Genomic DNA, 26183 nt, shown 5'->3' on the forward strand with positions numbered 1-26183 from the left:
GGATGCCGCCCGCCCCGTACCGTGGTACGTCCCGGACCGGACCGGGGTACGCCGTACGACCGGCCGCGGTCCGATGTGGCGGGTGGGGTCCGGGCCGCAGATTCAAGGCATGTTCGCGAGAATCGGTCACCTCACCGTCCGGCGGCGCCGCCTCGTGCTGGCGCTGACCGTCCTCTTCGTACTCGGCGCGGGCGCCGCGGGCTCCGCCCTCTTCGGCAGGTTGGGCGACGGCGGGCTCACCGACCCGGGCGCCGAGTCGTCCCGCGCGGCCGCGTTCGTCGCCGCGGCGGGCGTGCCGGCGCCCGAGCTGGTGCTGCTCGTCGAGGCCGGCGCCGGGGTCGACGACCCGGGCGTGGCCGCCGCCGGCCGCGCGCTCACCGCCGCGATCCAGGCCGAGCCCGGCGTCACGACCGCCCTGTCGTACTGGTCGGCGGGGGGCGGGCCGGCGCTGCGGTCGACCGACGGCCGCTCCGCCCTCGTGGTGGTCGACCTGCCGGAGGAGGCGGCCGAGCGGGTCGCCGACACCTACGCGGGCCGGCACGGGCCGCTCACCGTGCGGGTGGGCGGGGCGTACGCGATCGACACCGCGATCGGCGAGCAGCTCGAACGCGACCTGATCCGCGCCGAGGCCATCGCGGTGCCGGCCACGCTGCTCCTGCTGCTGCTCGTCTTCCGCGGCCTTGTCGCGGCGGCGCTGCCCTTGGCGGTGGCGGCGGTCGCGGTCGCCGGCGCGCTGCTCGCCCTCGCCGGAGTCGCCCGGCTCACCGACGTCTCGGTGTACTCGATCAACCTGATGACCGGTCTCGGCTTCGGCCTCGCGATCGACTACTCCCTGTTCATCCTGACCCGCTTCCGGGAGGAGCTGGCGGCCGGCCGGGAGACCGGCGAGGCGGTGGTGCGGACCGTGGCGACGGCCGGGCGTTCGGTGGCGTTCTCCGCGCTGACCGTGGCCGTCTCGCTCTCCGCGCTGCTGGTGTTCCCGCTGTCGTTCCTGCGGTCGTTCGCCTACGCCGGCGCGGCGGTCGTGCTGGCCGCGGCGGCCGCCTCGCTGCTCACGCTGCCCGCGCTGCTGGCGGTCCTCGGCCCGCGCGTGGGCCGCGCGCGCCGCACCGGAAACCTGTGGGGCCGCCTCGCCCGCGCGGTGATGCGCCGGCCGGTGCCGGTCGCGGTCGGCACGATCGCGGTGCTGCTCGCGCTGGCCAGCCCGTTCCTCCGGGTCGACCCGGGGCTGCCGTCGTACCGGTCGCTGCCGGCCTCCAGCGAGGCGCGCCAGGTGGCCGAGTTGCTGGACGGCCGGTTCGCCGGCGACCGGACCGGCGAGTTCGCGATCGTGCTCCCGGGCGTGCGCGACGGCGCGGCGGTGGCGGCGTTCGCGGAACGGGTGCGCGGGGTCGGCGGCGTCGCCGAGGTCACCGTGCGCGCGGCGGCGGCCGGCGCGTGGCTGAGCGTCGTGCCCTCGGTGGTGCCGCGCTCGCCGGACGGGGAACGGCTGGTCCGGGACATCCGGGCGCTCGGCGCGCCGTTCGGGTACGCGGTCGGCGGCGACGCGGCCGCGCTCGTCGACGCCAAGGCGGCCATCGCGGGCCGGCTGCCGCTCGCGCTCTCGGTCATCGCGCTCACCACGGCGGTGCTGCTGTTCGCCGCGTTCGGCAGCGTGCTCGTGCCGGTCAAGGCGATCCTGCTCAACCTGCTGTCGCTCACCGCCACGTTCGGCGCGATGGTGTGGATCTTCCAGGAGGGGCACCTGTCCGGGTTGCTCGGCTTCACGGCCACCGGGCAGCTGGACGTGACGATGCCGATCCTCATGTTCTGCGTGGCGTTCGGGCTGTCGATGGACTACGAGGTCTTCCTGCTCTCCCGGATCAAGGAGGAGTACGACCGCACCGGCGACAACACGCACGCGGTCGCGACCGGGCTCGCCCGTACCGGCGGGCTCGTCACGGCCGCCGCGCTGCTCCTGGCGATCTCGTTCGCGGCGTTCGGTGCCAGCGGGATGAGCTTCCTCAAGCTGATGGGGATCGGCCTCGCCCTCGCCGTGCTGATGGACGCGACGGTGATCCGCGGGCTGCTCGTGCCGGCGTTCATGCGGCTGGCCGGTGACGCGAACTGGTGGGCGCCGGGAGGGCTCAGGGCCCTCCCGGCGCGGATGGGGCTAAGGGCTGGTGCAGGTGAATGACGCGGGTACCGCGTTCGCGCCGGTCCAGCTGGCCAGGAAGCCGAACGTCGTGCTGCCGTTCGCGGGCAGGTTGCCGTTGTACGCGACGTTCCGGACGGTCACGTTGGCGCCGCTGGTGGTGGCCGTGCCGTTCCAGGCCTGGTTGACCCGCTGGCCGTTGGCGAACGACCAGCCGACCGTCCAGCCGGTGATCGCCCGGGTGGCGCGGACGGTGACCTCACCCTGGAAGCCGCCCGGCCACTGGCTGACGATCCGGTACGTGACGCCGCACGCGCCCGGCGGCACCGTCGTGGGCGGCGCGCTCGTGGGCGGCGTCGTCGGGGGCGTGGTGGGTGGCGTGGTCGGCGGGGTCGTCGGCGTGCCGGGCAGCCCGAACGAGTAGAACGTCGTGCTCGTCGTGCCGCCCCGCGAGTAGCCGTTGCCCCAGTACAACCGGCCGCCGACGATCGCCGGGCCGGCGTTGGACGAGCCGGCGCCCTGGAACCGCCACAGCACCTGGCCGGTGTCCGCGTTCAGCGCGTACATCCAGTTGTTCATCGAGCCGACGTAGACGACGCCGTTGGCGTACGTGACCGGGCCGATCGCGCGCCCGCCGTTGGGTTCCGGGATCTGCCAGAGGATGCGCCCGGTCGCCGCGTCCAGCGCGCCGAACGAGCTGTAGTTGATCGTCTGGCCGTCCGGCAGCGTGTGCTGCGCCCCGCCCATGTTGCTGGAGGTGAAGAAGATCCGCCGCCCGTCGTTGGCGGTGCCCCACTCGATGCCGCCCTGGGTCGAGCCGGGCCCGATCGAGGCGCTCCAGATGATCGCGCCGGTGGCCGCGTCGAGCATCCAGACCTCGCCGCTCTTCTGCCCCGCCATCACCGCGCGGCGGGTGGTGCCGTTCGGGGCGGGCAGATCGAACAGGTGGGTGCCGTCGCCGGTGTCGTGGTCCGGGCCGGGGTTCGGGCAGTTGTTCGGCGGGAAGCCGGGCAGGCAGCCGAAGTTCCACTCGTCGAAGCGGGCCGGCCCGGTGTTCCACTTGATGGCGCCGGTGGTCGCGTCGAGCGCGACGATCGAGTCCATGGCGTTCCACGACGGCAGGCACTGCTGCGGCGTGCCGCCGTTGGCCTGGCACTGCGCGGCGCTCTGCGGCACCGAGTAGTTCTGCCCGGTACCCACGAAGATCGTGTTGCTGGCCGGGTCGATCGTCGGCGTGCTGCCCCACACCGAGGCGCCGCTGAAGATGTCCGCGCCCGGCCCCTGGTCCGGCAGCATGTACGACTTCCACCGCCGCTCGCCGGTGCTCGCGTCGAACGCCACGAGGCTGCCCCGGAACGTGCAGCAGTCGTAGCCGGCCTCGCCCGCGTGGGTGAACTCCAGGGAGGAGACGCCCTGGTACAGCACGCCGTCGTAGTAGAGGGCACCGCCGGTGAGCACCGCGTCGGGGTGCGGGTCGGTCGCCACGTTCCAGCGGAGGTCGCCGTTGGCCGTGTCGACGGCCAGCAGCCGCGCGCCGGTCTGGGTGCCGATGTAGACGGTGTTCCCGACGACCACGGGGTGGGTGCGGGAGACGATCGTGTCGGTGGAGCCCACGTACGACCCGACCGAGCGGGACCAGATCACCGCGCCGGTGTTCGCGTCGACCTTGTGGAACCAGCCGCCCCAGTCCGGGATGTAGACCGCGCCGTCGACCACCGCGGGCGTCGCCGAGACCGGCCCGCGCGTGGTGTACGTCCAGGCCTGCCGCAGACCGCCCACCGTCGACGGGCTCAGGATGGTCTCCGTCGGGTTCGAGCGGGTGTTGCTGATGTCGTGCCCGCCCATCGCCCACTGTGGATCGTCCGCCGCGTCCGCGGGTGTGGCGACCACCACCGCGAGAGCCACCGCCGCGGACACCACGGCCACCGCGGACGCGGCCACCGCCCTACCGATAACAGATCTCACACCGCCCCCTAATCCTGATCGAATCGATGGAGGTAAATATACATGAGTGTCGAAAAGCTTCCGGAAATCGACCGTCGCTTCGGTCCGATGCCCGACATTCCCGCGACTTCACCGCCGCCGGGGCGCACCATCGGGCCGACACCAAGATTTTTTCACCTGGAGTGCATATGAACGGTGGCCTCGTACTGGGCGTCGCGGGTGGACTCGTCTGCCTGCTGGGCGTGGTCGTCATCGGTTGGGCGCTGGCCGCGTACAACCGGCTGATCCGGCAGCGCAACCAGGTACAGGCGTCGTGGGCGCAGATCGACGTGCAGCTCAAGCGCCGCTACGACCTGGTACCCAACCTTGTCGAGACGGTGAAGGGTTACGCCGCGCACGAGCGGAGCACGCTCGACGCGGTGGTCGCGGCCCGCAACAACGCGGTCGCGGTGGCGGCGCACGACCCGGGCGTGGGCGGACGGGCGGCGGCGGAGAACATGCTGACCCAGACCCTCGGCCGGCTGTTCGCGCTCGCCGAGGCCTACCCGGACCTCAAGGCCAACCAGAACTTCGCCGCGCTGCAAGGCGAGCTGGCCAACACCGAGGACAAGATCGCGTACGCGCGGCAGTTCTTCAACAGCGCCGTGCAGACCTACAACACGAGCGTGCAGTCGGTGCCGACCAACATCGTCGCCGGCGTCGGGGGCTTCCGCGTGTGGGAGTACTTCGAGGCCGAGGGCGGCGAGCGCGGCCCGGTCCAGGTCCGCTTCTAGGCCGCCGATGGACGACCGAGCGGCACTGGACCTGGTGGTCGGCGGCGTCGCCGTCGTCGGGTGGTTCACCGCGTACGGGCTGGCCCGGCTCTTCACCCGGCCGGCCAGCCCGCCGCCCGAGCCGGCCACGCCGGACCTCGGCCCCGAGCCTCCCGCCGTGGTGAGCCTGCTGGTCAACCGGTGGGCGGTCACCGAGGACGCGGCCGAGTCGACGCTGCTCGACCTGGCCGCGCGGCGCTTCGTCGAGCTGCGCCAGCCGGGCGGCGACCCGATGCAGACCACCGCGCACCTGCCCGCCACGGTGCCGGACGAGAGCGGGTTGCGGCCGTACGAGCGGCGCGTGCTCAGCCGAGTCCGCGGCCTCGCGGTGGGCGGCGTCGTGCCGCTGACCGCGCTCACCTTCCGCGACGAGTCACAGGCCAAGACGTGGAACAAGCGGCTGCGCGCCGAGGTCGTCGCCGACGCCCGCGCGGCCGGCCTGTCCCAGCGCCGCTTCGGGTCCGGCCTGGTCGCCGCGCTGATGGGCCTCGCCGTGCTGGCCGCGATCGTCACCGGCGCCGCGTCGTTCCACTATGGAGTGTGGAGCGGCTCCGAGGACAACGGCGGGTTCGCGACCGGGTTCGTCACGTTCCTCGTGCTCGCCGGCATCGTCACCATCTCACCCGGCGAGCGGGACACCCCGCTCGGCCGGCAGGCCGCCGCGCGCTGGCTCGGGGTACGCGACTGGCTGCGCGGGCACGAGCAGTTCGCCGACCTGCCGCCGGCCGCGGTGACGGTCTGGGACCGCTACCTCGGCTACGGCGCGGCGGTCGGCGCCACCCACCTGGCCAGCGCCGTCCTCGACCTGGGCATGGGCAACCGCGAGCTGGTGTGGTCGTCGTTCGGCGGCACGTGGCACCGAGTACGGGTCCGCTACCCGCGCCTGTCGACCCGCTACGGCCGCACCTCGGGGAAGCTGATCACCCGCGCGGTATTCGCGGTCGTCGCCGGCCTCGGCCCGCTGGTGTTCGCCGCCAACGTGCTGGAGCGGCTGCCGGAGCGCGTCGCCGACGGGGTCGTCGTAGCCTGCTTCCTGATCCTGCTCTACGGCGCCTACCGGCTCGCCCGCGCCCTCGTCGACCTCGCGACCGAGCGCACGATCACCGGCGAGGTGCTCTGGACGGAGGTGTGGCTCTCCGAGTCGCAGGGCGAGGACCGGCCGTCCCGGCCCTGGCTGCACTACCTGGCCGTGGACGACGGCACCGACGACCGCACCACCGCGTGGGGCCTGCCCAGCGAGTGGGCCGGCCGCTGCCACGACGGCGACACCGTCACCATCCGGGTACGGCCGTGGAGCCGCCGCGTCCTCGACCTCGACGTCGTCGGGCACGGCCGTTCCCGGGAGCTCTACGAGCCGCCCACCGGTGACATCGCCACCCCCACACCGGCCGCCGCGCCGCGCGCGGACGCCGGCGACCTGCTGACCGTCGAGGAGGTCGAACGGGCGCTGGGCCGGCCGGTGCGGGCCGGCGACACGACGGCACTGGGCGGGGTACACAGCGGCGCGCAGTTCCTCTCCGTCGACCGGGGCCGGCCGCTGCTGCTCGTGCAGACCCTCGGCGGCACCCCGGCCCGGTGGGCCTGGCGGGCCAACTCGCGCGGCCAGGCGCTGCCCGGCATCGGTGACGGCGCGTTCGCGGCGGGCGAGCGGGCGGCGCTCCGGGTCGGCGAGACCACCGTCGTGCTCACGCTGATCGGCGAGGCCCGCGACCGCCAGGCGTACCTGCCGTGGCTGGCCGCCCAGTGCGCGGCCCGCGTCCGCTCCTGACCGGGCCCGCCCCGGTGGCGGCGGCCAGGACGGCTGCGGCGAGACCGGTCGTGGCGGCCAGGGCGGCCGCGGCGAGGAACGTGGCGGGCGTGGAGGTGGCCGCGGCCAAGGGACCGAACGCGAGCGGGGCGGCGAACTGCCCGGCGAACCCGGCGGTCGCCAGCAGCGCGGTCGCCTGCCCGCGCCGGCCGGGTGGGGCGTGGTCCCCGGTCAGCACGGTGAGCGCGGGCACGGCCACGCCCATGCCGGCGCCGAAGAGGGCCGCCGCGGCGAGCGGCAGCAGCGGGCCGGCACCGGCGGCGAGCGCGAGCGACGCGAGGGCCCAGGCCGCGAACGCGAGCCGCAACAGTCCACTGTGGCCCAACCGGGCCCGCAGGCGCGGGTACGCGAGGCCGGCCCCGCTCATCGCCACCGACAGGCCGGCGGTGTAGCACGCGACAGCGACCGTGCTGGTGACGCCGAGCTCGGCGAGCCGCACCGGCAGGAAGACCAGGACGGCGTAGAGCAGCGCGGTGGCCACGCACTGGAGGGCGTAGGTGCCCACCAGCGCGGGGTTCCTCAGCAGCGCCCGCGCCGGCGGCTCCGCGTTCGCGGGCGGCTCCGCGTTCGCGGGCGGCTTTGGGTTCGCGGGCGGCTTTGGGTTTTCGGGGAGGTGCCAGGTGAGGGCGGCCAGCGGGAGGGCGAGGAGGTAGACGGCGAAGGGCGCGTGCCAGGAGAGCGCGCCGAGCGCGCCGCCGGCGAGCGGCCACGCCACGCCGCCGAGGCTGATCGCCGTGGAGCGCCAGCCCATCACCCGGTCGCGGCGGGCGCCGTCGTAGCGGTCGAGCAGCGCGACGGTCGTCCCGGTGAATACGAATGCGGCACCGACGCCGAACAACAGCCGGGTCGCGATCAGCACCGGGTACGCCTCGACGACCAGGCCAGCGCCGCCGGAGAGGCCGTAGAGCAGCAGTCCGGCGGCGAGCGGGCGGCGCGTACCCCACCGGTCGACGACCCGGCCCACGAAGGGCCCGGCGACCGCCAGCGACGCGCCGTGGACGGTGACGACGAGGCCCGCGGCGGTGGCGCTGATCCCCCGCTCGGCGCGGAGCAGCTCGACGACCGGCGACAGCACCGCCCCCGCCATCACGGTGAGGGTGGAGCCGAGCAGCAGTACCGCGAGCGCCCCCGAACGCCGTCCTGCCACCCGGCAAGCGTCTGACCTCAAGCGGGGTTGAGGTCAAGGCTGTTGCCGGTTCGCCCGGATTAGTCCTGAAATCGGGCTACGGTGGTCGGGACAGCGTGGGGGAAGCGCATGACCGACCTCGACACCAAGGCCGCCGCTCCACCGACCGCGAAGCTGACGTTCTGGACGATGACCGCGATGGTCGTCGGCTCGATGGTCGGCGCGGGCGTGTTCTCGCTGCCGCGACGGTTCGCGCAGGAGACCGGCGTGGCCGGCGCCCTGATCGCGTGGGTGGTGGCCGGGACCGGCATGCTGATGCTCGCGTTCGTCTTCCAGATGCTCGCGCTGCGCCGCCCGCACCTCGACGCCGGCGTGTACGCGTACGCCAAGGCCGGCTTCGGCGAGTACCCCGGCTTCTTCTCCGCCTTCGGCTACTGGGCCAGCGCCTGCGTGGGCAACGTGACGTACTGGGTGCTCATCATGTCGACCATCGGCGCGATCGCGCCGGCGCTGGGCGAAGGTGACACGGTGCTCGCGGTGGTGCTCTCCTCGGTCGGTTTGTGGGCGTTCTTCGTCCTCATCAGCCGCGGCATCAAGGAGGCCACGGCGATCAACCGGATCGTCACCGTGGCCAAGCTCGTGCCGATCGTCGTCTTCGTCCTGATCGCGGCCTTTTACCTCGACCCGGGCGTGTTCGCCGACAACTTCGCCGGCGCCGACTACGCCGGCTCGCTCTTCGACCAGGTGCGCGGCACGATGCTCGCCACCGTCTTCGTGTTCCTCGGCGTGGAAGGCGCCAGCGTGTACTCCCGGCACGCCCGGCGCCGCGCGGACGTCGGGCGCGCGACGGTGCTGGGGTTCCTCAGCGTCTTCGCCGTCTTCGCGTCGGTGACGATCGTGTCCTACGGCATCATGCCGATGTCGGAGATCGCGGAGCTGCGGCAGCCGTCGATGGCCGGCGTGCTCGAGGAGGCGGTGGGCACCTGGGGCAAGGTGTTCGTGAGCATCGGGCTGATCGTGTCCGTGCTCGGCGCGTACCTGGCGTGGACGCTGATGGCCGCCGAGGTGCTCTTCGTCGCGGCCAAGGACGAGGACATGCCGCGCTTCCTGCGCCGGCAGACCGCCACGGACGTGCCGATCGCCGCGCTGGTCCTCACCACGGTGCTCGTGCAGGTCTTCCTCGTCGTGACGCTCTTCTCCGACGACGCGTTCAACTTCGCGCTCGACATGACCAGCGCGCTCACCCTGATCCCGTTCCTGCTCGCGGCCGGCTACGCGGTGAAGGTCGCCCGGGGCCACCGCCGCGACCTTGCCGTCGCGGTGCTCGCCACCGCCTACACGGCGTTCCTGCTGTTCGCGGCCGGCCTCAAGTACGTGCTCGTGTCGTTCATCGTGTACGCGCCGGCGACCGTCCTGTTCGTGATGGCCCGGCGCGAGCAGGGCCGCCGCCTCTTCTCCCCCGGCGAGGCCGTGCTGCTCGCCGTCTCGATCGCCGGCGCGGTGCTGGGTGTCGTCGCGCTGGCCGCTGGCTGGATCAGCCTCTAGGCACAGGGGGTTTCCGATGACGGGTTCCGGCTACGGCGTCCACTCCGAGGTCGGCCGGCTGCGCAAGGTGCTGGTCTGCGCGCCCGGCCTGGCCCACCGCCGCCTTACCCCGACCAACGCCGACGACCTGCTCTTCGACGACGTGATGTGGGTCGAGAACGCCCAGCGGGACCACGCCGGCTTCGTCGACGAGCTGCGGCGGCGCGGCGTCGAGGTGGTCGAGCTGCACGACCTGCTCACCGAGACGGTCACGCTGCCGGAGGCCCGCTCGTGGCTGCTCGACCGCAAGATCGTCCCGAACGAGGTGGGCGTCGGGCTCGTCGACGACACCCGCGCCTTCCTCGACGAGCTCGCGCCGCGCCAGCTCGCCGAGTACCTCATCGGCGGGCTCGCCACCACGGACCTACCGGACGAGTTCCGCCCGGACTACGTCGCGCTGGCCCGCGAGTCGACCGGCGTCCGCCAGTACCTGATGCCGCCGCTGCCGAACACGCTCTACACCCGGGACACCACCTGCTGGCTGTACGGCGGGGTCACGCTCAACCCGCTCTACTGGCCGGCCCGCCACGACGAGACCACGCTGATGAAGGCCATCTACCAGTTCCACCCCGACTTCGTGGGTGCCACGGTGTGGTGGGGTGACCCGGACCGGGACTGGGGGCAGGCCACGTTCGAGGGCGGCGACATCATGCCGGTCGGCAACGGCGTCGTGCTGATGGGCATGAGCGAACGCACCTCCCGCCAGGCGATCGGGCAGGTCGCGCAGGCCCTCTTCGAAAACGGCGCGGCCGAGCACGTGGTCGTCGCCGGCATGCCCAAGCTCCGCTCCGCGATGCACCTGGACACGGTCTTCACGTTCGCCGACCGCGACGTGGTGACGCTCTACCCGTCCATCATGGACACCGTGCACGCCTTCTCCATCCACCCCACCGAGCGCGCGCCCGGCATCGCGGTCACCGACCACGGTGGACGGTCCTTCGTGGACGTGGTGGCGGAGGCGCTGGGCCTGCCCGGCCTTCAGGTGATCGAGACCGGCGGCGACGTCTACGCCTCGGAACGCCAGCAGTGGGACAGCGGCAACAACGCGGTCGCCTTGGAGCCCGGCGTCGTCTTCACCTACGACCGCAACACCCAGACCAACAAGCTCCTCCGCGCCGCCGGCATCGAGGTGATCACCATCGTCGGCGCGGAACTGGGCCGCGGCCGCGGCGGCGGTCACTGCATGACCTGCCCCATCATCCGCGACCCGGTCCCCTACTGACCCGCGTTCCGCGATCCAGGCGCCATAGGTGGTCCGGAGCTTCCGGAGTATGGGTCGGCCGCCGAAGCCGATTTTCCAGGAGAATTGGGCTACCGCGACGTCCGTCGTGGTCCAGACCGCCGCTCCCGCGGCCTCACCCGTCCGCCGCTGGTCGCGCTAACCCCGTCGGGTCGCGCGACGGTCGCCGTTTGTCCACAATGTCGCCCTCCGCAGCGCAAAGACTCCGGATCTAGGAGAGTTAGGCCGCCATACCCTCGACCTTCGCGGTTTGGCCGGGCTTGAGGCCCGACCAAGCAAGGCTCCGCAAGCCCCGGTGTCCCCCGCGCTCCATGATCCTTAGCCCAACACCCGGAGTCTCTCCGGCGTGTTGTCCGGTTTCCGGGCTAACGATCACCACGCCTTCCAAAAGCGTCGGGGATTTCGGCGCGCGCCAGCTCGCCGCCGACCGGAGCGGTGCCCCCGGGAGCTAGCCCGCGGGGGCGAGGGGGTCGGGGCGGGGTTGGGTGACGACGCCGAGGGGTTCGGGGCCCACCGGGATCCAGTTGACGTGGCGGCCGCGCAGGGCCTGCTGCCAGCCGGCCACTTCGAAGAACTCCAGGTGGGTGCGGATCAGCCAGATCCGGGCGCCGGGGGTGAGCAGGCGTTCGGCGCGGGCCACCGCGTCCTCCAGCGCGGGCTGTTCGCGGGCGGCGGCCACGACGACGTGGGTCCGCGGGGCGTAGTCGGCGGCCCAGCCGTTGCCGAAGTCGGGGTCGGGGACGAAGGTCGGCGGGTCCGGGCGCCAGTAGTAGGCGAAGCCGAAGTTGCCCCAGGAGTTGACCAGGACGACGTCGCCGGGGCGGCGGTTGGCTTCCACGTAGCGGATCTGGTCGCGGATGTCGTAGCGCACGTAGCCGGCGGCGAAGTGCTCGGGCTGGCGCGGGTAGATGCCGGGCGGGGCGTAGTAGCGCAGCCAGCCGGCGTTGGCCAGCGCGAACGCCGCCACCGCGGCCGTGGCCACCACGGCGGTGAGCGGCAGCCGCCACCGGCGGGCGAGGCTCGCGATCCCGACCACCCCGATGCCGGCGCTGACCGCCGTCGACACCAGGAGGAAGTGCGAGGTGCGCAGGTCGAGCACCGGGTAGGCGTGCAGGTAGCCGGCCACGATCATGCCGGCCGGCAGGGCGACCGTCGACGCCGCCGCCACCGGACGTCCGGTCTTCGCCATCGTGACCACGCCGGCCAGCGCCAGCAGCGCGAACACCGGCCACGGCAGGCCGAGCAAGTCGCCCAGGCCGTCCAGCCGCGACGACAGGTAGCCGGGCAGGCTGGGGCCCTCGGTGAGGCTGAGGAAGTAGCCGTTCCAGTAGGTCTCCAGGCTGTCGATCTGCCCGCGCCGGGAGACGGTGAGGTAGACGGCGGCCATGGCCAGCCAGCCGGCGACCGCCACCACGGCGGCCCGGCGCAGGCCGGCGCGGTCGCGGCGGAGGAACGCCACGAGCACGAAGGCGCCCAGCGCGGCGCCGCCCACCAGCAGGGCCGGATGGCTGACGAACATGGCCAGCGCCGCGCAGCCGGCGAAGACGCCCAGCCGGCGGTAGCTCCACCGGGACTCGGCCCACGCGGCCAGCGCCAGCAGCGCGACCGCGACGGCGCCGTCGGCCGTGTACTGCTTGAGGTCGTGCCGCACCTGCTGCGCCGGGAGCAGAAGGGCGCCGGCGGCGCCGGTCAGGCCGGCCAGCACCGCGTACGCGCGCCGCTCCCAGCCGAGCAGGCGGCCCAGCGCGTAGCCGGCGGGGACCGAGGCGGCCAGGAAGAGGAACGGGAGCAGGCGCAGGCGTTCCGGGTCGTCGCCGGGGATCGCCCGCATCAGCAGCGTCCACCCCACGGGGGTGGGGCCGGTCAGGTCGAGCGCCTGCCGCAACGACGCCCGCGCGGACATCGCCACCCACGACTCGTCCAGCCAGAACGGCGCGCGCAGCATCGGGCCGAGACTGTGCACGGCCGGCACGAGGGCCAGCAGCAGCAGGACCGCGCCGGCGTCGACGAGCCGCGCCGTGCGCGCGCGGACGGCGGTGACCGCGGCGCGCGCGGGGCGGTACAGCACACGGCCATGCTAGGGAGTGCTTTCGGCGATCTGGTCCGTGGGTGGCCGGGCCGCGCCGAGAATGCGGCATATGCGAGGTAAGCCGTTGGTAGTCGGCTTGGCGCTGGTCCTGGTGGTACCGGGATGCCGCGAGGGCGATCCGGAGGCCGCCGCCCCGGCGCCCTCCCCCACGCCGCCCCGGCCGATGACGCTGACCGTGGCGGCCGCGGGTGACCTCTTCGTGCAGCCGGCGCTGGTCGCCCAGGCCAAGGCCGACGCGGAGGCGGCGGGCGAGGGCGGGTACGACTTCGGCCAGATCATGGCGGCGATCGTGCCCACCGTACGGGCGGCCGACATCGCGGTGTGCCACGTCGAGCAGCCGCTCGGGCCGGAGGGCGGGCCGTTCACCGGGTTTCCGATCTTCAACGCGCCGGTGGAGCTCGCCGACGACGCGGCCGCGGCCGGGTTCGACACCTGCTCCACGGCCTCCAACCACACGCTGGACTACGGGCCCGAGGGGGTCGACCGCACCCTGGATCACCTCGACAGGGTGGGGCTGCGGCACACCGGGTCGGCCCGGTCGGCGCGGGAGGCGGCCACGCCGAACGTCTTCGACGTGCACGGGGTCGCGGTCGCCCAGCTGTCGTACACGTTCAGTTTCAACGGCATCGACCGCCCACCCGGCCGGCCCTGGATCGCCAACCTGATCGACCCGGACGCCATCCTGGCCGAGGCCCACCGCGCCCGGAAGGCGGGCGCCGAGATCGTCATCCTGTCGATGCACTGGGGCACCGAGTACCAGAACGAGGCCGACGCGGGCCAGGTCGGGCTCGCCAACCAGCTGCTCGCCAGCCCGGACGTCGACTTGATCGTCGGGATGCACGCGCACGTGGTGCAGCCGTTCGAGAAGATCGGCGACAAGTGGGTGGCCTACGGCCTGGGCAACCTGCTCGTCCGCTTCCAGGACGGCTCGCCGGAGAACACCGCCGACTCGGTCCTGCCCACCTTCACGTTCACCGAGGTGGCGCCCCGCAGGTGGGAGGTCACCGGGGTCGAGGTACGGCCGGTCTTCATGGAGTACCACCCGAAGGCCCGGCTGGTCGACCTCGCCGCGGCCAAGAGCGGCGGCGGTGCCCGCGCGGGCGACTACGCCCGGATCCACGAACGGATCGCCGGGTACGTGACCATGCGGGGCGCCGCCGCGGCCGGCCTCCAGGTCACCGACGGCCCGCCGAGGTAGACACGACCGCCTAACGTGTTCGCCGTGACGGACGGGAGCGCGTTCTCGGACTGGTTGATGTCCGACAACTGGCAGGACTACCGGCAGCAGCGGGCCATCCGCGAGCTGGGCGACGAGGTCACCTCGCTGAGCTCCTCGCTCTACACGCAGCAGCGGGAGAGCAGCCGCCTCCGCTCCGAGCTGAGCAAGCTCCAGGGCTCGGTGGAGATGCGGCTCGACCGGCTGACGCGGGCGTTCGACGCGTTCGTGGAGCTGAGCGACCTGCGGATGACGCTGGCCATGTTCGACCCGCCGGCGCTGGTGCGGCACCGGGCCCGCCAGGTTGTCGCCGCGGCGAGCCAGGGCCAGGCGCCGCCGGCCGCGGACGTCGCGGACGTGCCCGGCTACTGGCTCGCGCCGGCGACGGTCGCGCTGGTGGCGCTGCTGCGCGGGGAGGACGCCGCCGCGCCACTCGCCCTCGCCGCCGAGCGGGACGCGGAGCGGACCGCGCTGCTCGTCACGCTGACCGGCGCCGTCACCGGCCGCGCCGAGCTGTACGCGAAGTGGCTGCCCGAGGCGTTCGGCCCGCTGCCCGCCACCGGGCCGGTCAGCCGCGCCGTCCGGACACTGTGGACCGAGGCGGCGGCGGGGCGGTTCGGCCCGGAGGGGCGGGCGCTGCTGGGCGAGCGGCTGGTCGCGCTCGTCGAGGGGCTCGACCCGGAGCCGGAGCAGGTGGCGGCGCGGGCGTGGCGCGCGCGGGTCGACGCGCTGCCGGCGATCGTCCACCGGCCACAGTCCATCGTGGAACCCGTCGCGGACGCCGAGGAGGCGTTGGCCGCCGGCGCCCGGCTCGCCGCGCTGCGCGAGCTGTGTACGAGCACCGCCGGCGGGACGGACGCGCCGACCTCGCTGCCCGGCGTGCTGCGTGCGCTCGTCGACGAGGGTTCGGCCGAGGAGGTGCCGCTGCTGCGCCGGTCGGCCGAGCTGCGCGCGGTCATCGAGGGCGAGGAGCACGCGCCGGACGAGCCGTGGAACGCCCCGGCCGGCACCGCCCTGGAGCTGTTGCTCGCCGACGCGTTCGCGCCGGACGGCACGCCGCTGGCCCGCGCCGCCCGCGCGGCCGGTGCCCGGTGGCTGCTGGCGGACGCGGAGCGGCTGGCCGCCGACGCCGCCACCGACCCGCCGCGCGAGGCGACCACCGCGGTCGAGCACCTGCCGGTACGCGTGCGCACCGGCGCGCCGCCGGACGGGCTCGACGCGGTGCGGGCGAAGATCGACTCCCGGTACCCCGAGGAAGCCGTGCCCACCAAGGCGACCATCGCCACGCTCGCCGGCGGCGCGCTGCTCTGCCTGTCGCTCGTCGCCTGGCCCGACGGCCTGGCCGTGTTCGGCACGCTCGCCGGCGCGGTCCTGCTGGTCGCCGCCGGCGTCCGGTGGCGGCAGGAGCGGCGGCGGCGCGCCGACCGCCACGAGCGGCACGCCACCGACCTCGCGAACGCGCGGCAGCGGGCCGAACGCGCCACCACCGAGCTCGGCGAGCTCCGCGACCGCCTCGCCGTTACGGCACAGCGCGCCGCCGACGACCTCGCGGCGGTGAAGGCTAGCGTCGCGGCATGACGACCTTGCACGGCGAGCGGGTGACGCTCCGGCCGGCCGCGGAGGGCGACGTGGACGCGCTCGTCGCGATCCGCGCGACGCCCGAGGTGCGCCGGTGGTGGGACATGGCGGCCGAGGAGGACTACGCGGCCGCCGTCGTGGAGGAGCTGGACCACACCTACGCGATCCTCGCCGAGGGCGAGATCGTCGGCGCCATCCAGTGGTACGAGGAGGAGGATCCGCAGTACCGCCACGCGGGCCTGGACATCTACCTGGACCCGGGCCGGTCCGGGCGGGGGCTCGGCACCGACGCGGTGCGCACGCTCGCCCGGCACCTCGTCGACGACCTCGGCCACCACCGGCTCGTCATCGACCCGGCGGCGGACAACGTCGCGGCCATCCGGGCGTACGAGAAGGCGGGCTTCAAGCCGGTCGGTGTGATGCGGCGGTACGAGCAGGGCCAGGACGGCACCTTCCACGACGGACTCCTGATGGACCTCCTCGCCGGCGAGCTCACCTGATCGGTCACCGCGATCCAGGCGGCGACGGCCGCGGCGAGCACGATCACGCCGGGTACCAGGAAAGGGGTCTGATGGGTCATGGGGCTCAGGGTGTGCGCGGCGCGCCCCCACCCGGTAGCCGGCGGTCCCGAGTCCTGGAGTAGGGCTGGCCGGGTAGTGCGGCCGCCGGCCGGGAGGCACGCTGTGGTGCATGTTGCGGCGTGCGTGGCGGGCCACCTTCGGCCCCGAGACCTGGCGGCGCCTGCTGTACGCGACGATCTCGGCGCTGCTGGCGGTGCCCGGCGGTGTGTACGCGCTGTTCGTGCTCGGCGAGGCGTTCTCGGTCATCGGGGTGCTGCTGCTCGCCGCCGGCCTGCGTGGCGCGCGGGCGTGGGGCCGGCTGCACCGCGCGCTGATCGCCCGCCTCCTGGACACGCGGATACCGGAGCCGCCGCCACGGTCCTGGCCGACGGGCGTGTTCGACTGGGTGCGGAGCAGCCTCACCGACACGACCGCCTGGCGGGCGCTGCTCTTCCTCGGGCTCAAGCTGCCGCTCGGCATGGTCCAGCTGGGCATCGTGCTCGGCGTGTGGGCGACCGGCGCCTTCTCCCTGCTCTATCCACTGTGGTGGTGGATGGCTCCGGGCGGCGCCCTCACCGGGTTCGACACCTGGCCGCGGGCGCTGGCGCTGGCCGCGGGCGGCGCCGCGCTGCTGGCGGCCGCGCCGTGGGTCACCCGCGGTCTGGTCGGGGTGGACGCCGCGCTCGCCCGCGCCCTGCTCGGCCCGACCGAGAAGAGCCTGCTCCGGGAGGGGCGGGCGGCCGCCGTCGACCAGTCCGCGGCCCGGCTGCGGCGGATCGAGCGCGACCTGCACGACGGCGCCCAGGCCCAGCTGGTGGCCCTGGCCATGCAGCTCGGGCTGGCCCGGGAGGAGCTGCGCGACGGCGAGGTCACCGCCGCGCTCGCGCTCGTCGACACGGCGCACGCCCGCGCCAAGCAGGCCATCGTCGACCTGCGCGACCTTGCCCGCGGCATCCACCCGCCGGTGCTCGACGGCGGGCTGCCGGCCGCGTTCCAGAGCCTGCGCACCCGCAGCGTGATCCCGGTCGACGTGATCGTGGAGCTGCCGGAGCGGCCCTCGCCGGCGGTCGAGGCGATCGTCTACTTCACCGCGGCGGAGCTGCTCACCAACGCCGGCAAGCACAGCGGCGCGCAGCGCGTGACGCTCGGGGTGGCGCCCGCCGGGCCGGGCTGGCTGCGGCTGACCGTGACCGACGACGGCGTGGGCGGAGCCCGGCCGCACCCGGACGGCACCGGCGGCCTCACCGGGCTCGGCGAGCGGCTCAAGGCGGTCGGCGGCCGCCTCGACCTGGCCAGCCCGCTGGCCGGGCCTACGGTGGTGACCGTCGAGCTGCCGCTGCGCGCGTGAGGAGGTGACATTGTCGTGCGGGTCGCCATCGCCGAAGACTCCGCGCTCCTGCGGGACGGCCTGCTGCACCTGCTGCACCGCCGGGGGCACCAGGTCACCGCCGCGGTCGGTGACGCCACCGGCCTGCTCGCCGCCGTCGCCGCGGAGCCACCCGACGTGGTGGTCGTCGACGTGCGCATGCCACCGACGTTCACCACCGAGGGGCTGCGCGCCGCGCTCGCCCTGCGCGCCACCCACCCGTCGGTCGGCGTGCTCGTGCTCTCCCAGTACGTGGAGACGCGGTACGCGGCCGAGCTGCTCGCCGGCCGCTGCGACGGGCTCGGCTACCTGCTCAAGGACCGGGTCGCGGACGTCGGCGACTTTCTCGAGGCGGTGCACCGGATCGCCGGTGGCGGCACCGTCCTGGACCCCGAGGTGGTCAGCCAGATCATGGCGGCCAGCCGCCGCACCGCGACGCTCGACACGCTCTCCGCCCGGGAACGTGAGGTCCTCGCGCTGATGGCCGAGGGGCGCACCAACAGCGCGATCGCCGAGGCGCTGTTTCTCAGCACGGCCTCGGTCGAGAAGTACGTGACCGCCATCTTCCTCAAGCTCGACCTGTCCCCTTCGGACACCGACCACCGGCGGGTGCTCGCCGTGCTGCGGTTCCTCAACGCCTGACCCGCCGCCCCGCCTCCGCGACGAGCTGGACGCGTGGGGCATCACCGCCGCGATCGGCGAGGACCGGATCTTCCCCACCCTCCCGACAGCGCGTCCGCCGCTGGTAACGGTCGAACAAACGCGGCGATGTGGCTCGCGGCCCACGCCGACCCGCGCCAATGGGAAACACCCGGGGACCGCGCACAACATCAACCACGACGTCGGTCAGCCGGTCATCTGCTTGCGGTGGACGCCCTGCGGAATGCCGCCCAGATATGACGTGAATTCGCGACGGCTAAAAACGAAGGGAGCGGCGCCCGATTGACAGTGGCACCGGTAGAGCGAACCAGGCCCAGTCACACAGCCGTGGTCCCTTCGCGCCACGGCCCGCTCGCCGCCGCCACGCCGCGAAGACCCAGGTCGCGACGAAGCGGGGCGGGTCTACCGCACGTGCTGCCCGGGCATGGCCCATCCTGACGTCATGAACGGACCAGACAAGCCAGGCCGGCCCTGGACGCCTTCGGACCGGACCGGTGGCCCACTCGATGGCGTGTTCGACCAGGTACCACCGTTCCTGGCATGACTCCCGAGGTGGAGCAGCTTCGGGCCACGCTCGACGGGCTGCGTGCCGGCGTCCTCAAGAAGCTGGCCGGCCTGAGCGACGACGACGCGCGGCGCAGCACGGTCGGCTCGGGCACAAACATCGCCGGCCTGGTGCAGCACCTGACGTTCGTCGAGTCGATGTGGTTCGAGGAGATCGTCGCCGGCCGGAAGCCCACCAGAGGCGATCGGTCGATGCGGGTCGACCCTTCGGTTCCGCTCCGGACGCTGCGGGCCGAGTACCGCGCCGCGTGCGCGGCGAGCAACGAGATCATCGCCGCGGTGGGCGAGGGTGACGCGCCGGTGGTCCGCAACGGGAAGACCCGCGATCTTCGGTGGGTGCTGCTCGCCGTCATCGAGGAGACGGCCCGGCACGCCGGCCACGCCGACATCATCCGCGAGCAGATCGACGGCCAGACCGGCCGCTGACTTCCGTATCCGATTCAGGCCCGCGACCGGGAGGTGGCGTGCCCCGTGGGACACCGGCGCCGCCGCCCGCGCGATCGTCGGATTGCTGACCGTCCTGGGCGCCACGACGCGGGTACGAGATGCGAGGCTGTCCCCCATGAGACCCGCCGCCGACGCCCGGGCCCGATGGGCGCCGGTGTGGATCGTCACGGTGGTGGCCGCGGGTTACGGGTTGGGCTCGGGATGCGCGTGGCTGCTGTTCCGCGCGTCCGACGTGGGCGCGGTGTTCTTCCCGCCGGCGGGCGTGACGCTCGGCGCGTTGCTGCTCGCGCGGCGGCGGCACTGGGTGTGGGTGCTCGGCGCGGCCGGCGCGGTCGAGCTGGCGGTCAACCTCTGGCAGAGGCTGCCGCCCGGAGCGGCCTGCGGTTTCGTGCTCACCAACACCCTCGAACCGCTGGTCGGCGCGGCGCTCGTGCGGCGCTTCCGGCCCGGACCGATCGACCTCACCCGGGTGCGCGACGCCGCGGTGTTCCTGGTCTGCGCGGTGGGTTTGGGGCCGCTGGCCGGCGCGCTCGTCGGGGCGACCACCAGCGCGTGGACGTCCGGTGCGGGGTGGTGGACGGCGCTGGGCCAGTTCTGGGCCGGCGACGGGCTCGCGGTGCTCACGCTGGGGTCGGCGGTCGTCGGGCTGGCCACGCTGCGCGCGCGGCCGCGGCTGCGCCGGCTGTGGCGGGCCGCGCTGATGCTGGCCGCCACCGCGGCGCTCACCGCGATCGGGTTCTGGCCGCGGGACGTGCCGCTGATCTACCTGCCGGTGCCGCTGCTGCTGGCGGCAGCGTTCGGCGGGCGGGTCGCGACGGTCGGCGCGGCCGGCTTCGTGATGGCGTTCGTGGCCAACCTACAGAGCGCGGCCGGGCGCGGGCCGTGGGCTGTGCTCGCCGACCAGCCCGACCTCGAGGCGGCCACGCTCCAGGTGTACCTGGCGTTCGTGGTGGTGGGCGCGTGGGTCCTCGCCATCGCGGTGGCCGAGCGCGACCGGGCGCGGGCCCAGTCGCGCCGCGAGGAGCAGGCCCGCCGCCGGCTGGAGACGCTCCAGGCGGTGACCGCGGGGCTGGCCGGCGCGGCGACCGGCGAGCAGGTGGTCCGCGTGCTCGTCGAGAAGGGCGTGGCGGTGGTCGCCGACCACGGCTACGTGACGCTGCTCGACCGCGACGGCGTCCACCTGCGGATCTGGCCGACCAGCACGGTGCCGCGCACGGTCGTGGCGCGGTTCGCCGAGGTGCGGCTCGGTGACATCCGCCGCCTGCCGGTGGTCGACGTCGTGCGGGAGGGGCGGCCGGTGGTGCTCGCCTCGCAGGCCGAGATCGCCGAGCGGTACCCGGCGATCATGGAGGTGAACGCGGAGGTCGCCACCCGCAGCCTGCTCGTGGTGCCGGTCCGGGTGGCCGAGCGCACGCTCGGCGCGCTGGCGTTCGCGTTCCACCGGGACGCCGCGGTGGGCCCGGAGGTCGCCGCGCTCGCGCAGAGCATCGCCGACCTGGCCGGGCAGGCGGTCGACCGGGCCGAGCGGTACGAGGCCGAGTACAGCGCCGCCCACGAGCTCCAGCGCTCGCTGCTGCCGCGGATCTCCGGCCACCTGCCGGGGGTGCGGGCGTGGGCCGCGTACCACCCGGCCGAGCGAGGCAACGACGTCGGCGGCGACTGGTACGACGTCTTCGAGCTGCCGGGCAGCAAGGTGGCGATCGCGGTCGGCGACGTCGTCGGCCACGGGCTGGGCGCCGCGGCCGCGATGGGCCGGCTCCAGCAGGTGCTGCGCTCGACCGCGCTCGCCGGCGCGTCGCCCGCCGAGGTGCTGGAGAGCCTCGACGCCGCCTCGCTCGCGATCGACGGCGCCGCGTACACCACCGTCGGCTACGCCGAGTACGACCCGATCGACCAGACCCTCACGTACGCCACGGCCGGCCACCTGCCGCCGCTGCTGGCCACCGGCGACGGCGCGCGCTACCTCGACGGCGGCCGCTCGCAGCCGCTCCAGCTCGCCAACCGGCCGCGCGCCGAGGCGACGATCGCGGTGCCGGAGGGCGCGATGCTCGTCTGGTACTCGGACGGGCTCCTCGAACGCCGCCACGAGATCATCGACGTGGGCCTCGACCGGCTCGCCAGGACCGCCGAGACGCTGCGCGACGCCGACCCGCAGGCCTGGTGCGACCGCGTGGTGACCGCGATGACCGAGGGGTCGGCGACCACCGACGACGTGGTCGTGATGTGCCTGCTGCTGGGCGGGATCACCGCGCCGGCGGACGTGGCCGGCGTCCTGCGACTCACGCTGCACTCGGTCCGGGACCTGCCGACGACCCGCCGCGCGCTGCGGACCTGGTCGGCGGCGCACGACCTCTCCGCCGACCAGACCGACGCGCTGCTCATGACCGCCAACGAGGCGCTGATCAACTCGCTGGAGCACGCCTACCACGGGCGCCCGGTCGGCCCGGTGACGCTGACCGCGGCGCGGGGCGAGCGGCGGGAGATCCGCGTTGAGGTCGACGACCGCGGCCGGTGGCGGCCCAGCTCCACGGATGGCGAACGCGGCCGCGGGCTCGACCTGATCAACCAGATGGCCCGCCGCGTGGTGGTCAACCTCAGCCGCCACGGCACCCGGGTGACCATCACCGTCCCTGAGTCGTGAACCAGTCGTGCGGCAGGTCGAGAGACGGGTAGCGGCCGACCAGCGCCCGCCAGGTCCGCCATTCGTCGCCGCCGACCGACTTCCGCAGCGAGGCCCGGTCCGTCACGCCCACCTCGCGGGCAAGCTCGGCCACGACCGCCGGATCCGGGCGCCCCGCGGCGTACACGAGAAGCAGCCCCAACGAGAGGAAGGGCCGCGCCTCGGCGTCGTAGCGCCAGGTGCCCGGCACCTGCTGCCGGCACCAGGCGAGGAAGCGGACGGCGGCGTCGGTCGCGTCCGGACCCAGCGCCAGTGCCGACTCCACGAGCGCGGCCAGCTGGTCGGCCGGCGCGGGCGTGTCGTCGGCCCGGACCAGCACCATGCAGGCGAACAGCCGCGCGATGTGCCCGCGCGGCTCGTCCGGGCGCCAGGAGCTGGTCAACGCGAGGACCTCGCGGGGGTTCCAGTCCAGCTCGGCCGGCAGGTGGCGGACGACGAGCAGCTCCTCGATCTCCCGCCGGTACTCCTCGACCCGCATGCCGTAGTCCATCTTGGCGATCTCGCACACGATCGCCGCGTCCATCCAGGGCCGCAGCCAGTCCCGCAACGCCATCTCGTCCGGCCGCGGCTCGGGCGTCCACTGTGTCGCCACGCCTCAGACCGTACCTACCGCGGCACAGGGGTGACGGTGACGCAGCACCTGCCGGGCGCGGGCGCGAGCCTGGCGCGGAGGTCGGCGGCGGGCAGGGCGTCGAGCACGCCGGCGATCAGGTGCAGGTTGATGCCGCAGACAAGCGCGGTGTAGCTCTCCGCGAGCTGGTGGAACGGGCAGTTGCTCAGCGTCACGCCGTCGCCTTCGACGCGCGGCTCGTAGCCGGTGCCGGCCAGCACCTGGCTGACCGCGGCGAGGTGGTCGCCCGGCGGCGCGCCGTCCCTGGCCCGCCGCGCCAGCTCCGCGCCGGTGGCCCGGGCCGCGTCGGCCAGTGCCTCGTCGAGCGGGACGCCGGTCTCCTGCGCGGTGGTGATCGCCCGCGCCATGACGTGGCCGGCCAGGTCGTACCGCCGCTCGGGCACGCTGACCGCGATGCTGCCGGCGGCCCGGCGGTAGAGCTTGGCGGGGCGTCCGGCGCCCGGCCCGCCACGGCCCGGCGGCCGGCTGTACTCCGCCTCCAGCAGGCCGTCGTCGACGAGCTTGTCGAGGTGGAACTTGGCCAGGTGGTGGGCCACTCCGACGCCGGCCGCGGCCTGCTCGCGGCCGACCGGCTCGGGCTGGCCGGCGACGTACTGGTAGAGCGCGCGGCGGACCGGCTCGGCGAGGGCCGCGAGCTTGGTCACGCTGGCGTCGAAGTCATCCGGCACGTTCCATATTCTAACGGACACTCTCCTTGACGAAAGAGATTCCGGCGTTCTAACGTCAACTTTGATGTCCGTTACAGGAGGGGCCTGTCGCATGACCGTCGACGTGACCATCGCGCGCGAGGATCGGAGGCCGTCCGTCGACCTCGTGGCGGCGGAGCTGGCGGCCGAGCGGTTCCTCGCCGCGCTGGGCGTCGACCTCGACGGCGACGGGCTCGGTGAGACACCGGCCCGGATGGCCCGCGCCTACGCCGAGCTGTTCGAGCCCCGGCCGTTCCGGATGACGACATTTCCCAACGACGAGGGCTACGACGAGCTCGTGGTGGCGCGGGAGATCCCGTTTCGCACCGTCTGCGAGCACCACCTGCTGCCCTTCGCGGGCGTGGCCCACGTCGGATACCTGCCCGGCGAGCGGATCGTCGGGCTGTCCAAGCTGGCCCGCGTGGTGGAGCACTTCGCGGCCCGGCCGCAGGTGCAGGAGCGGCTGACCAAGCAGGTCGCCGACCACCTCGCCGCCGAACTCCAGCCGCGCGGCGTGGGCGTGGTGCTCCAGGCCGAGCACGCCTGCATGACGCTGCGCGGCGTCCGGGCCGCCGGTGCCACCACGGTGACCTCCACCCTGCTGGGCACGCTTCGCACGGACCCGCGCTCGCGCGCCGAGTTCTTCGCGCTGGCCGGCGTCTCCGGCTGATCGAGCGCCGCGGCGACGCGGCGGGAAACGAGGATCGCCATGACGAGTCCACTGGACGCGCTCACCGGCGCCGGTGTGTCGATCTGGCTCGACGACCTGAGCCGCGAGCGGCTGACGTCGGGCAGCCTGGCCGGCCTGGTCGCCAGCCACCACGTGGTGGGCGTGACCACCAACCCCACCATCTTCGCGAAGGCGATCGGCGACGGTGCGGCGTACGAGCCGCAGCTGCGCGACCTGGCCGCGCGCGGCGCCGGCGTCGAGGAGGCGTTGCGCGAGCTGACCACCCTCGACGTGCGGTGGGCGTGCGACGTGCTCCGGCCGGTGCACGAGGCCACCGGCGGCGTCGACGGCCGGGTGTCGATCGAGGTCGACCCGCGCCTGTCCGGCGACACCGAGGCCACCGTCGCCGAGGCGCGTTCGCTGTGGTGGGCGGTCGACCGGCCCAACCTGTTCATCAAGATCCCCGCGACCCGGCCGGGGCTGGCGGCGATCTCCACCTGCCTCGCCGAGGGGATCAGCGTCAACGTCACGCTGATCTTCTCCCGGTCGCGCTACGCCGAGGTGGTGGAGGCGTTCCTCGACGGCATGCGGCGGGCCCAGCTGGCCGGCCTCGACCTGTCCCGGATCGCGTCGGTGGCCTCGTTCTTCGTGTCCAGAGTGGACACCGAGGTCGACGCCAGGCTCGACAAGATGGCGACACCCGAGGCGGCCGCGCTGCGGGGCCGGGCCGCCGTGGCGAACGCCCGCCTCGCCTTCCAGCACCACGAGGCGTTGCTCTCCTCGGCCCGGTGGGCCACGCTCGCCGCGGCCGGCGCCCGCCCGCAGCGTCCACTGTGGGCGTCGACGTCCACGAAGGACCCGGCGTACCCGGACACCCGGTACGTGGTCGAGCTGGTCACCTCCGGCGTCGTCAACACCATGCCGGAGAACACGCTGCGGGCCGTCGCCGACCACGGGCGGGTGCCGGCCGACTCGGTCCGCGCGCACTACACCGAGGCGCGGCGGGTCATCGAGGACCTGGCCCGCGCCGGCGTCGACTACGACGACGTGATGGAGCACCTGGAGCGCGAGGGGGTCGCGACGTTCCAGGCCAGTTGGGACAAGGTGGGCGAGCGGCTCGCCGCCGTCCTGAGCGACCACGAGGACCGCCGGGAAGGGAGTCGGGCATGACCGCCGACGAGACGTTCGTGATCGTGGGTGCCGGCCAGGCCGGCGCGATGGCCGCGCAGACCCTGCGCGAGGAGGGGTTCGACGGCCGCGTCGTGCTGATCGGGCAGGAGCACGACCGGCCGTACGAACGGCCGCCGCTGTCCAAGGACTACCTGATGGACAAGGCCGAGCGGGAGAAGATCTACGTACACCCCGAGAGCTGGTACGCCGAGCACGACGTCGACCTGCGCCTCGCCACGACCGTGACGGAGATCCATCCCGCCACGCACCGGGTCACGCTCGCCACCGGCGAGGCCATCGGGTACACCAAGCTGCTGCTGACCACCGGCTCCACGCCGCGCCGCCTGCCGGTGCCCGGCGCCAACCGCGACGGGGTCCTCTACCTGCGCCGCGTCGGCGACAGCGACCGCGTCAAGGAGACGCTTCGGTCCGCGTCGCACGTCGCGGTCGTCGGCGGCGGATGGATCGGACTGGAGGTCGCGGCGGCCGCCCGCACCGCCGGCGTGGCGGTTACCCTGCTGGAGGCGGCCGACCTGCCGCTGCTCCAGGTGCTCGGCCCCGAGGCCGCCGCGGTCTTCGCCGGCCTCCACCGCGGCAACGGCGTGGAGCTGCGCTGCGGCGTCCAGGTCGCCGAGGTGACCGGGTCCGGCGTCCGCCTCACCGGCGGCGACCAGATCGACGTCGACGCGGTGGTCGTCGGCGTGGGCATCACCCCCAACACCCAGCTCGCCGAGGAGGCCGGCCTCACCGTCGACAACGGCGTGCGGGTCGACGCGCGGCTGCGGACCTCGGACCCGGACGTGTACGCGGCCGGCGACGTCGCCAACGCCATGCATCCCCACCTGGGCAAGCACATCCGCGTCGAGCACTGGGCCAACGCGCGGCACCAGCCGCGGACCGCCGCCCGGGCCATGCTCGGCCAGGACGTGGCGTACGACCGGCTGCCGTACTTCTACACCGACCAGTACGACCTCGGGATGGAGTACACCGGCTACGCCGAGCCGGGCGGCTACGACCAGGTGGTCTTCCGGGGCGACCTGGAGCGCCGCGAGTTCATCGCCTTCTGGCTGTCCGGCGGGCGGGTGCTGGCCGGCATGAACGTCAACGTCTGGGACGTCACCGAGCCCATCCAGGCCCTCATCCGGTCCGGAAAGCCGGTCGACGTCGAGCGGCTCGCCAACCCGGGCGAGCCGCTCGAAAACCTCGTCGAGGGTTGACC

At 73.9% G+C, this 26183-nt stretch carries 20 protein-coding genes; 15 read left to right on the forward strand and 5 right to left on the reverse strand.

Features of this window, described 5'->3' with window-relative positions; genetic code table 11:
- The first annotated feature begins 109 nt into the window (after nucleotides 1-109).
- Nucleotides 110-2176, forward strand: coding sequence for an MMPL family transporter (locus tag ACTMTJ_RS18905; protein WP_441218292.1), 2067 nt, complete (start codon nucleotides 110-112; stop codon nucleotides 2174-2176).
- On the opposite strand, the gene ACTMTJ_RS18910 is transcribed toward ACTMTJ_RS18905, so the two are convergent.
- Nucleotides 2153-4099: an outer membrane protein assembly factor BamB family protein gene (locus tag ACTMTJ_RS18910; protein WP_441218294.1), complete on the reverse strand. Its 1947-nt coding sequence runs from the start codon at nucleotides 4097-4099 to the stop codon at nucleotides 2153-2155. The two genes, ACTMTJ_RS18905 and ACTMTJ_RS18910, sit on opposite strands and share 24 nt — an antisense overlap.
- Nucleotides 4100-4266: 167 nt before the next feature.
- Here ACTMTJ_RS18910 and ACTMTJ_RS18915 point away from each other — a divergent pair, with 167 nt between their 5' ends.
- Both ACTMTJ_RS18915 and ACTMTJ_RS18920 read left to right on the forward strand, forming a co-directional pair.
- Nucleotides 4267-4851, forward strand: coding sequence for a LemA family protein (locus ACTMTJ_RS18915; RefSeq protein ID WP_441218296.1), 585 nt, complete (start codon nucleotides 4267-4269; stop codon nucleotides 4849-4851).
- A gap of 7 nt (nucleotides 4852-4858) precedes the next feature.
- The gene (locus ACTMTJ_RS18920; protein WP_441218298.1) at nucleotides 4859-6658 is read left to right on the forward strand and encodes a DUF2207 family protein; all 1800 of its coding nucleotides are present in this window, start codon (nucleotides 4859-4861) and stop codon (nucleotides 6656-6658) included.
- On the opposite strand, the gene ACTMTJ_RS18925 is transcribed toward ACTMTJ_RS18920, so the two are convergent.
- Complete coding sequence (locus ACTMTJ_RS18925) at nucleotides 6576-7844, reverse strand: MFS transporter (RefSeq protein ID WP_441218300.1); 1269 nt, start codon at nucleotides 7842-7844, stop codon at nucleotides 6576-6578. The genes ACTMTJ_RS18920 and ACTMTJ_RS18925 overlap by 83 nt on opposite strands.
- A 108-nt stretch (nucleotides 7845-7952) precedes the next feature.
- Here ACTMTJ_RS18925 and ACTMTJ_RS18930 point away from each other — a divergent pair, with 108 nt between their 5' ends.
- Nucleotides 7953-9368: a basic amino acid/polyamine antiporter gene (locus ACTMTJ_RS18930; protein WP_441218302.1), complete on the forward strand. Its 1416-nt coding sequence runs from the start codon at nucleotides 7953-7955 to the stop codon at nucleotides 9366-9368.
- A 16-nt stretch (nucleotides 9369-9384) separates the two neighbouring features.
- Nucleotides 9385-10629, forward strand: coding sequence for an arginine deiminase (locus ACTMTJ_RS18935; RefSeq protein WP_441218304.1), 1245 nt, complete (start codon nucleotides 9385-9387; stop codon nucleotides 10627-10629).
- Between the two features lie 466 nt (nucleotides 10630-11095).
- Here the strand turns inward: ACTMTJ_RS18935 and ACTMTJ_RS18940 are convergent, their stop codons facing one another.
- Nucleotides 11096-12715 carry a hypothetical protein gene (locus ACTMTJ_RS18940; RefSeq protein ID WP_441218306.1) on the reverse strand — a complete coding sequence of 540 codons (1620 nt, stop codon included), beginning with the start codon at nucleotides 12713-12715 and terminating at the stop codon, nucleotides 11096-11098.
- A gap of 70 nt (nucleotides 12716-12785) precedes the next feature.
- Between ACTMTJ_RS18940 and ACTMTJ_RS18945 the strand changes: the two genes are divergently transcribed.
- The 7 genes from ACTMTJ_RS18945 to ACTMTJ_RS18975 all read left to right on the forward strand — a co-directional run bounded on the left by ACTMTJ_RS18945 (nucleotide 12786) and on the right by ACTMTJ_RS18975 (nucleotide 21768).
- Complete coding sequence (locus ACTMTJ_RS18945) at nucleotides 12786-13934, forward strand: CapA family protein (RefSeq protein ID WP_441218308.1); 1149 nt, start codon at nucleotides 12786-12788, stop codon at nucleotides 13932-13934.
- A 24-nt stretch (nucleotides 13935-13958) separates the two neighbouring features.
- Complete coding sequence (locus tag ACTMTJ_RS18950) at nucleotides 13959-15530, forward strand: hypothetical protein (RefSeq protein WP_441218310.1); 1572 nt, start codon at nucleotides 13959-13961, stop codon at nucleotides 15528-15530.
- Nucleotides 15527-16030, forward strand: a complete 504-nt coding sequence (locus ACTMTJ_RS18955) for a GNAT family N-acetyltransferase (RefSeq protein WP_441218312.1) — start codon at nucleotides 15527-15529, stop codon at nucleotides 16028-16030. Before ACTMTJ_RS18950 ends, ACTMTJ_RS18955 begins: the two co-directional genes overlap by 4 nt.
- A gap of 190 nt (nucleotides 16031-16220) precedes the next feature.
- Nucleotides 16221-17438, forward strand: coding sequence for a sensor histidine kinase (locus ACTMTJ_RS18960; RefSeq protein ID WP_441218314.1), 1218 nt, complete (start codon nucleotides 16221-16223; stop codon nucleotides 17436-17438).
- A gap of 15 nt (nucleotides 17439-17453) precedes the next feature.
- Nucleotides 17454-18098: a response regulator transcription factor gene (locus ACTMTJ_RS18965; RefSeq protein WP_441218316.1), complete on the forward strand. Its 645-nt coding sequence runs from the start codon at nucleotides 17454-17456 to the stop codon at nucleotides 18096-18098.
- A gap of 558 nt (nucleotides 18099-18656) precedes the next feature.
- Nucleotides 18657-19106, forward strand: a complete 450-nt coding sequence (locus ACTMTJ_RS18970) for a DinB family protein (RefSeq protein ID WP_441218318.1) — start codon at nucleotides 18657-18659, stop codon at nucleotides 19104-19106.
- Nucleotides 19107-19242: 136 nt separating this feature from the next.
- Nucleotides 19243-21768, forward strand: a complete 2526-nt coding sequence (locus tag ACTMTJ_RS18975) for a SpoIIE family protein phosphatase (protein ID WP_441218320.1) — start codon at nucleotides 19243-19245, stop codon at nucleotides 21766-21768.
- Here the strand turns inward: ACTMTJ_RS18975 and ACTMTJ_RS18980 are convergent.
- Complete coding sequence (locus ACTMTJ_RS18980) at nucleotides 21749-22399, reverse strand: hypothetical protein (protein WP_441218322.1); 651 nt, start codon at nucleotides 22397-22399, stop codon at nucleotides 21749-21751. The genes ACTMTJ_RS18975 and ACTMTJ_RS18980 overlap by 20 nt on opposite strands.
- Before the next feature lie 14 nt (nucleotides 22400-22413).
- Complete coding sequence (locus ACTMTJ_RS18985) at nucleotides 22414-23106, reverse strand: helix-turn-helix transcriptional regulator (RefSeq protein WP_441218324.1); 693 nt, start codon at nucleotides 23104-23106, stop codon at nucleotides 22414-22416.
- A gap of 91 nt (nucleotides 23107-23197) precedes the next feature.
- Between ACTMTJ_RS18985 and folE the strand changes: the two genes are divergently transcribed.
- The 3 genes from folE to ACTMTJ_RS19000 are packed head-to-tail and all read left to right on the forward strand — an operon-like array spanning nucleotide 23198 to nucleotide 26181.
- Nucleotides 23198-23794, forward strand: a complete 597-nt coding sequence (gene folE / locus ACTMTJ_RS18990) for a GTP cyclohydrolase I FolE (RefSeq protein WP_441218326.1) — start codon at nucleotides 23198-23200, stop codon at nucleotides 23792-23794.
- A gap of 39 nt (nucleotides 23795-23833) precedes the next feature.
- Nucleotides 23834-24964 (forward strand): transaldolase, encoded by a 1131-nt coding sequence (gene tal, locus ACTMTJ_RS18995; protein ID WP_441218328.1) that lies wholly within the window; start codon nucleotides 23834-23836, stop codon nucleotides 24962-24964.
- Entirely contained in the window at nucleotides 24961-26181 is a 1221-nt protein-coding gene (locus ACTMTJ_RS19000) for an NAD(P)/FAD-dependent oxidoreductase (protein WP_441218330.1), read from the forward strand. Before tal ends, ACTMTJ_RS19000 begins: the two co-directional genes overlap by 4 nt.
- Nucleotides 26182-26183 lie beyond the last annotated feature (2 nt).

This window comes from Phytohabitans sp. LJ34, from assembly GCF_052068095.1.
Classification (GTDB): domain Bacteria; phylum Actinomycetota; class Actinomycetes; order Mycobacteriales; family Micromonosporaceae; genus Phytohabitans.

Excerpts from the sequence above, each read along its gene's own strand:
- ACTMTJ_RS18905 (WP_441218292.1), top strand. The coding sequence starts at position 110 with ATGTTCGCGAGAATCGGTCACCTCACCGTCCGGCGGCGCCGCCTCGTG.
- ACTMTJ_RS18915 (WP_441218296.1), top strand. The coding sequence starts at position 4,267 with ATGAACGGTGGCCTCGTACTGGGCGTCGCGGGTGGACTCGTCTGCCTG.
- ACTMTJ_RS18920 (WP_441218298.1), top strand. The coding sequence starts at position 4,859 with ATGGACGACCGAGCGGCACTGGACCTGGTGGTCGGCGGCGTCGCCGTC.
- ACTMTJ_RS18930 (WP_441218302.1), top strand. The coding sequence starts at position 7,953 with ATGACCGACCTCGACACCAAGGCCGCCGCTCCACCGACCGCGAAGCTG.
- ACTMTJ_RS18935 (WP_441218304.1), top strand. The coding sequence starts at position 9,385 with ATGACGGGTTCCGGCTACGGCGTCCACTCCGAGGTCGGCCGGCTGCGC.
- ACTMTJ_RS18945 (WP_441218308.1), top strand. The coding sequence starts at position 12,786 with ATGCGAGGTAAGCCGTTGGTAGTCGGCTTGGCGCTGGTCCTGGTGGTA.
- ACTMTJ_RS18955 (WP_441218312.1), top strand. The coding sequence starts at position 15,527 with ATGACGACCTTGCACGGCGAGCGGGTGACGCTCCGGCCGGCCGCGGAG.
- ACTMTJ_RS18960 (WP_441218314.1), top strand. The coding sequence starts at position 16,221 with ATGTTGCGGCGTGCGTGGCGGGCCACCTTCGGCCCCGAGACCTGGCGG.
- ACTMTJ_RS18970 (WP_441218318.1), top strand. The coding sequence starts at position 18,657 with ATGACTCCCGAGGTGGAGCAGCTTCGGGCCACGCTCGACGGGCTGCGT.
- ACTMTJ_RS18975 (WP_441218320.1), top strand. The coding sequence starts at position 19,243 with ATGAGACCCGCCGCCGACGCCCGGGCCCGATGGGCGCCGGTGTGGATC.
- folE (WP_441218326.1), top strand. The coding sequence starts at position 23,198 with ATGACCGTCGACGTGACCATCGCGCGCGAGGATCGGAGGCCGTCCGTC.
- tal (WP_441218328.1), top strand. The coding sequence starts at position 23,834 with ATGACGAGTCCACTGGACGCGCTCACCGGCGCCGGTGTGTCGATCTGG.
- ACTMTJ_RS19000 (WP_441218330.1), top strand. The coding sequence starts at position 24,961 with ATGACCGCCGACGAGACGTTCGTGATCGTGGGTGCCGGCCAGGCCGGC.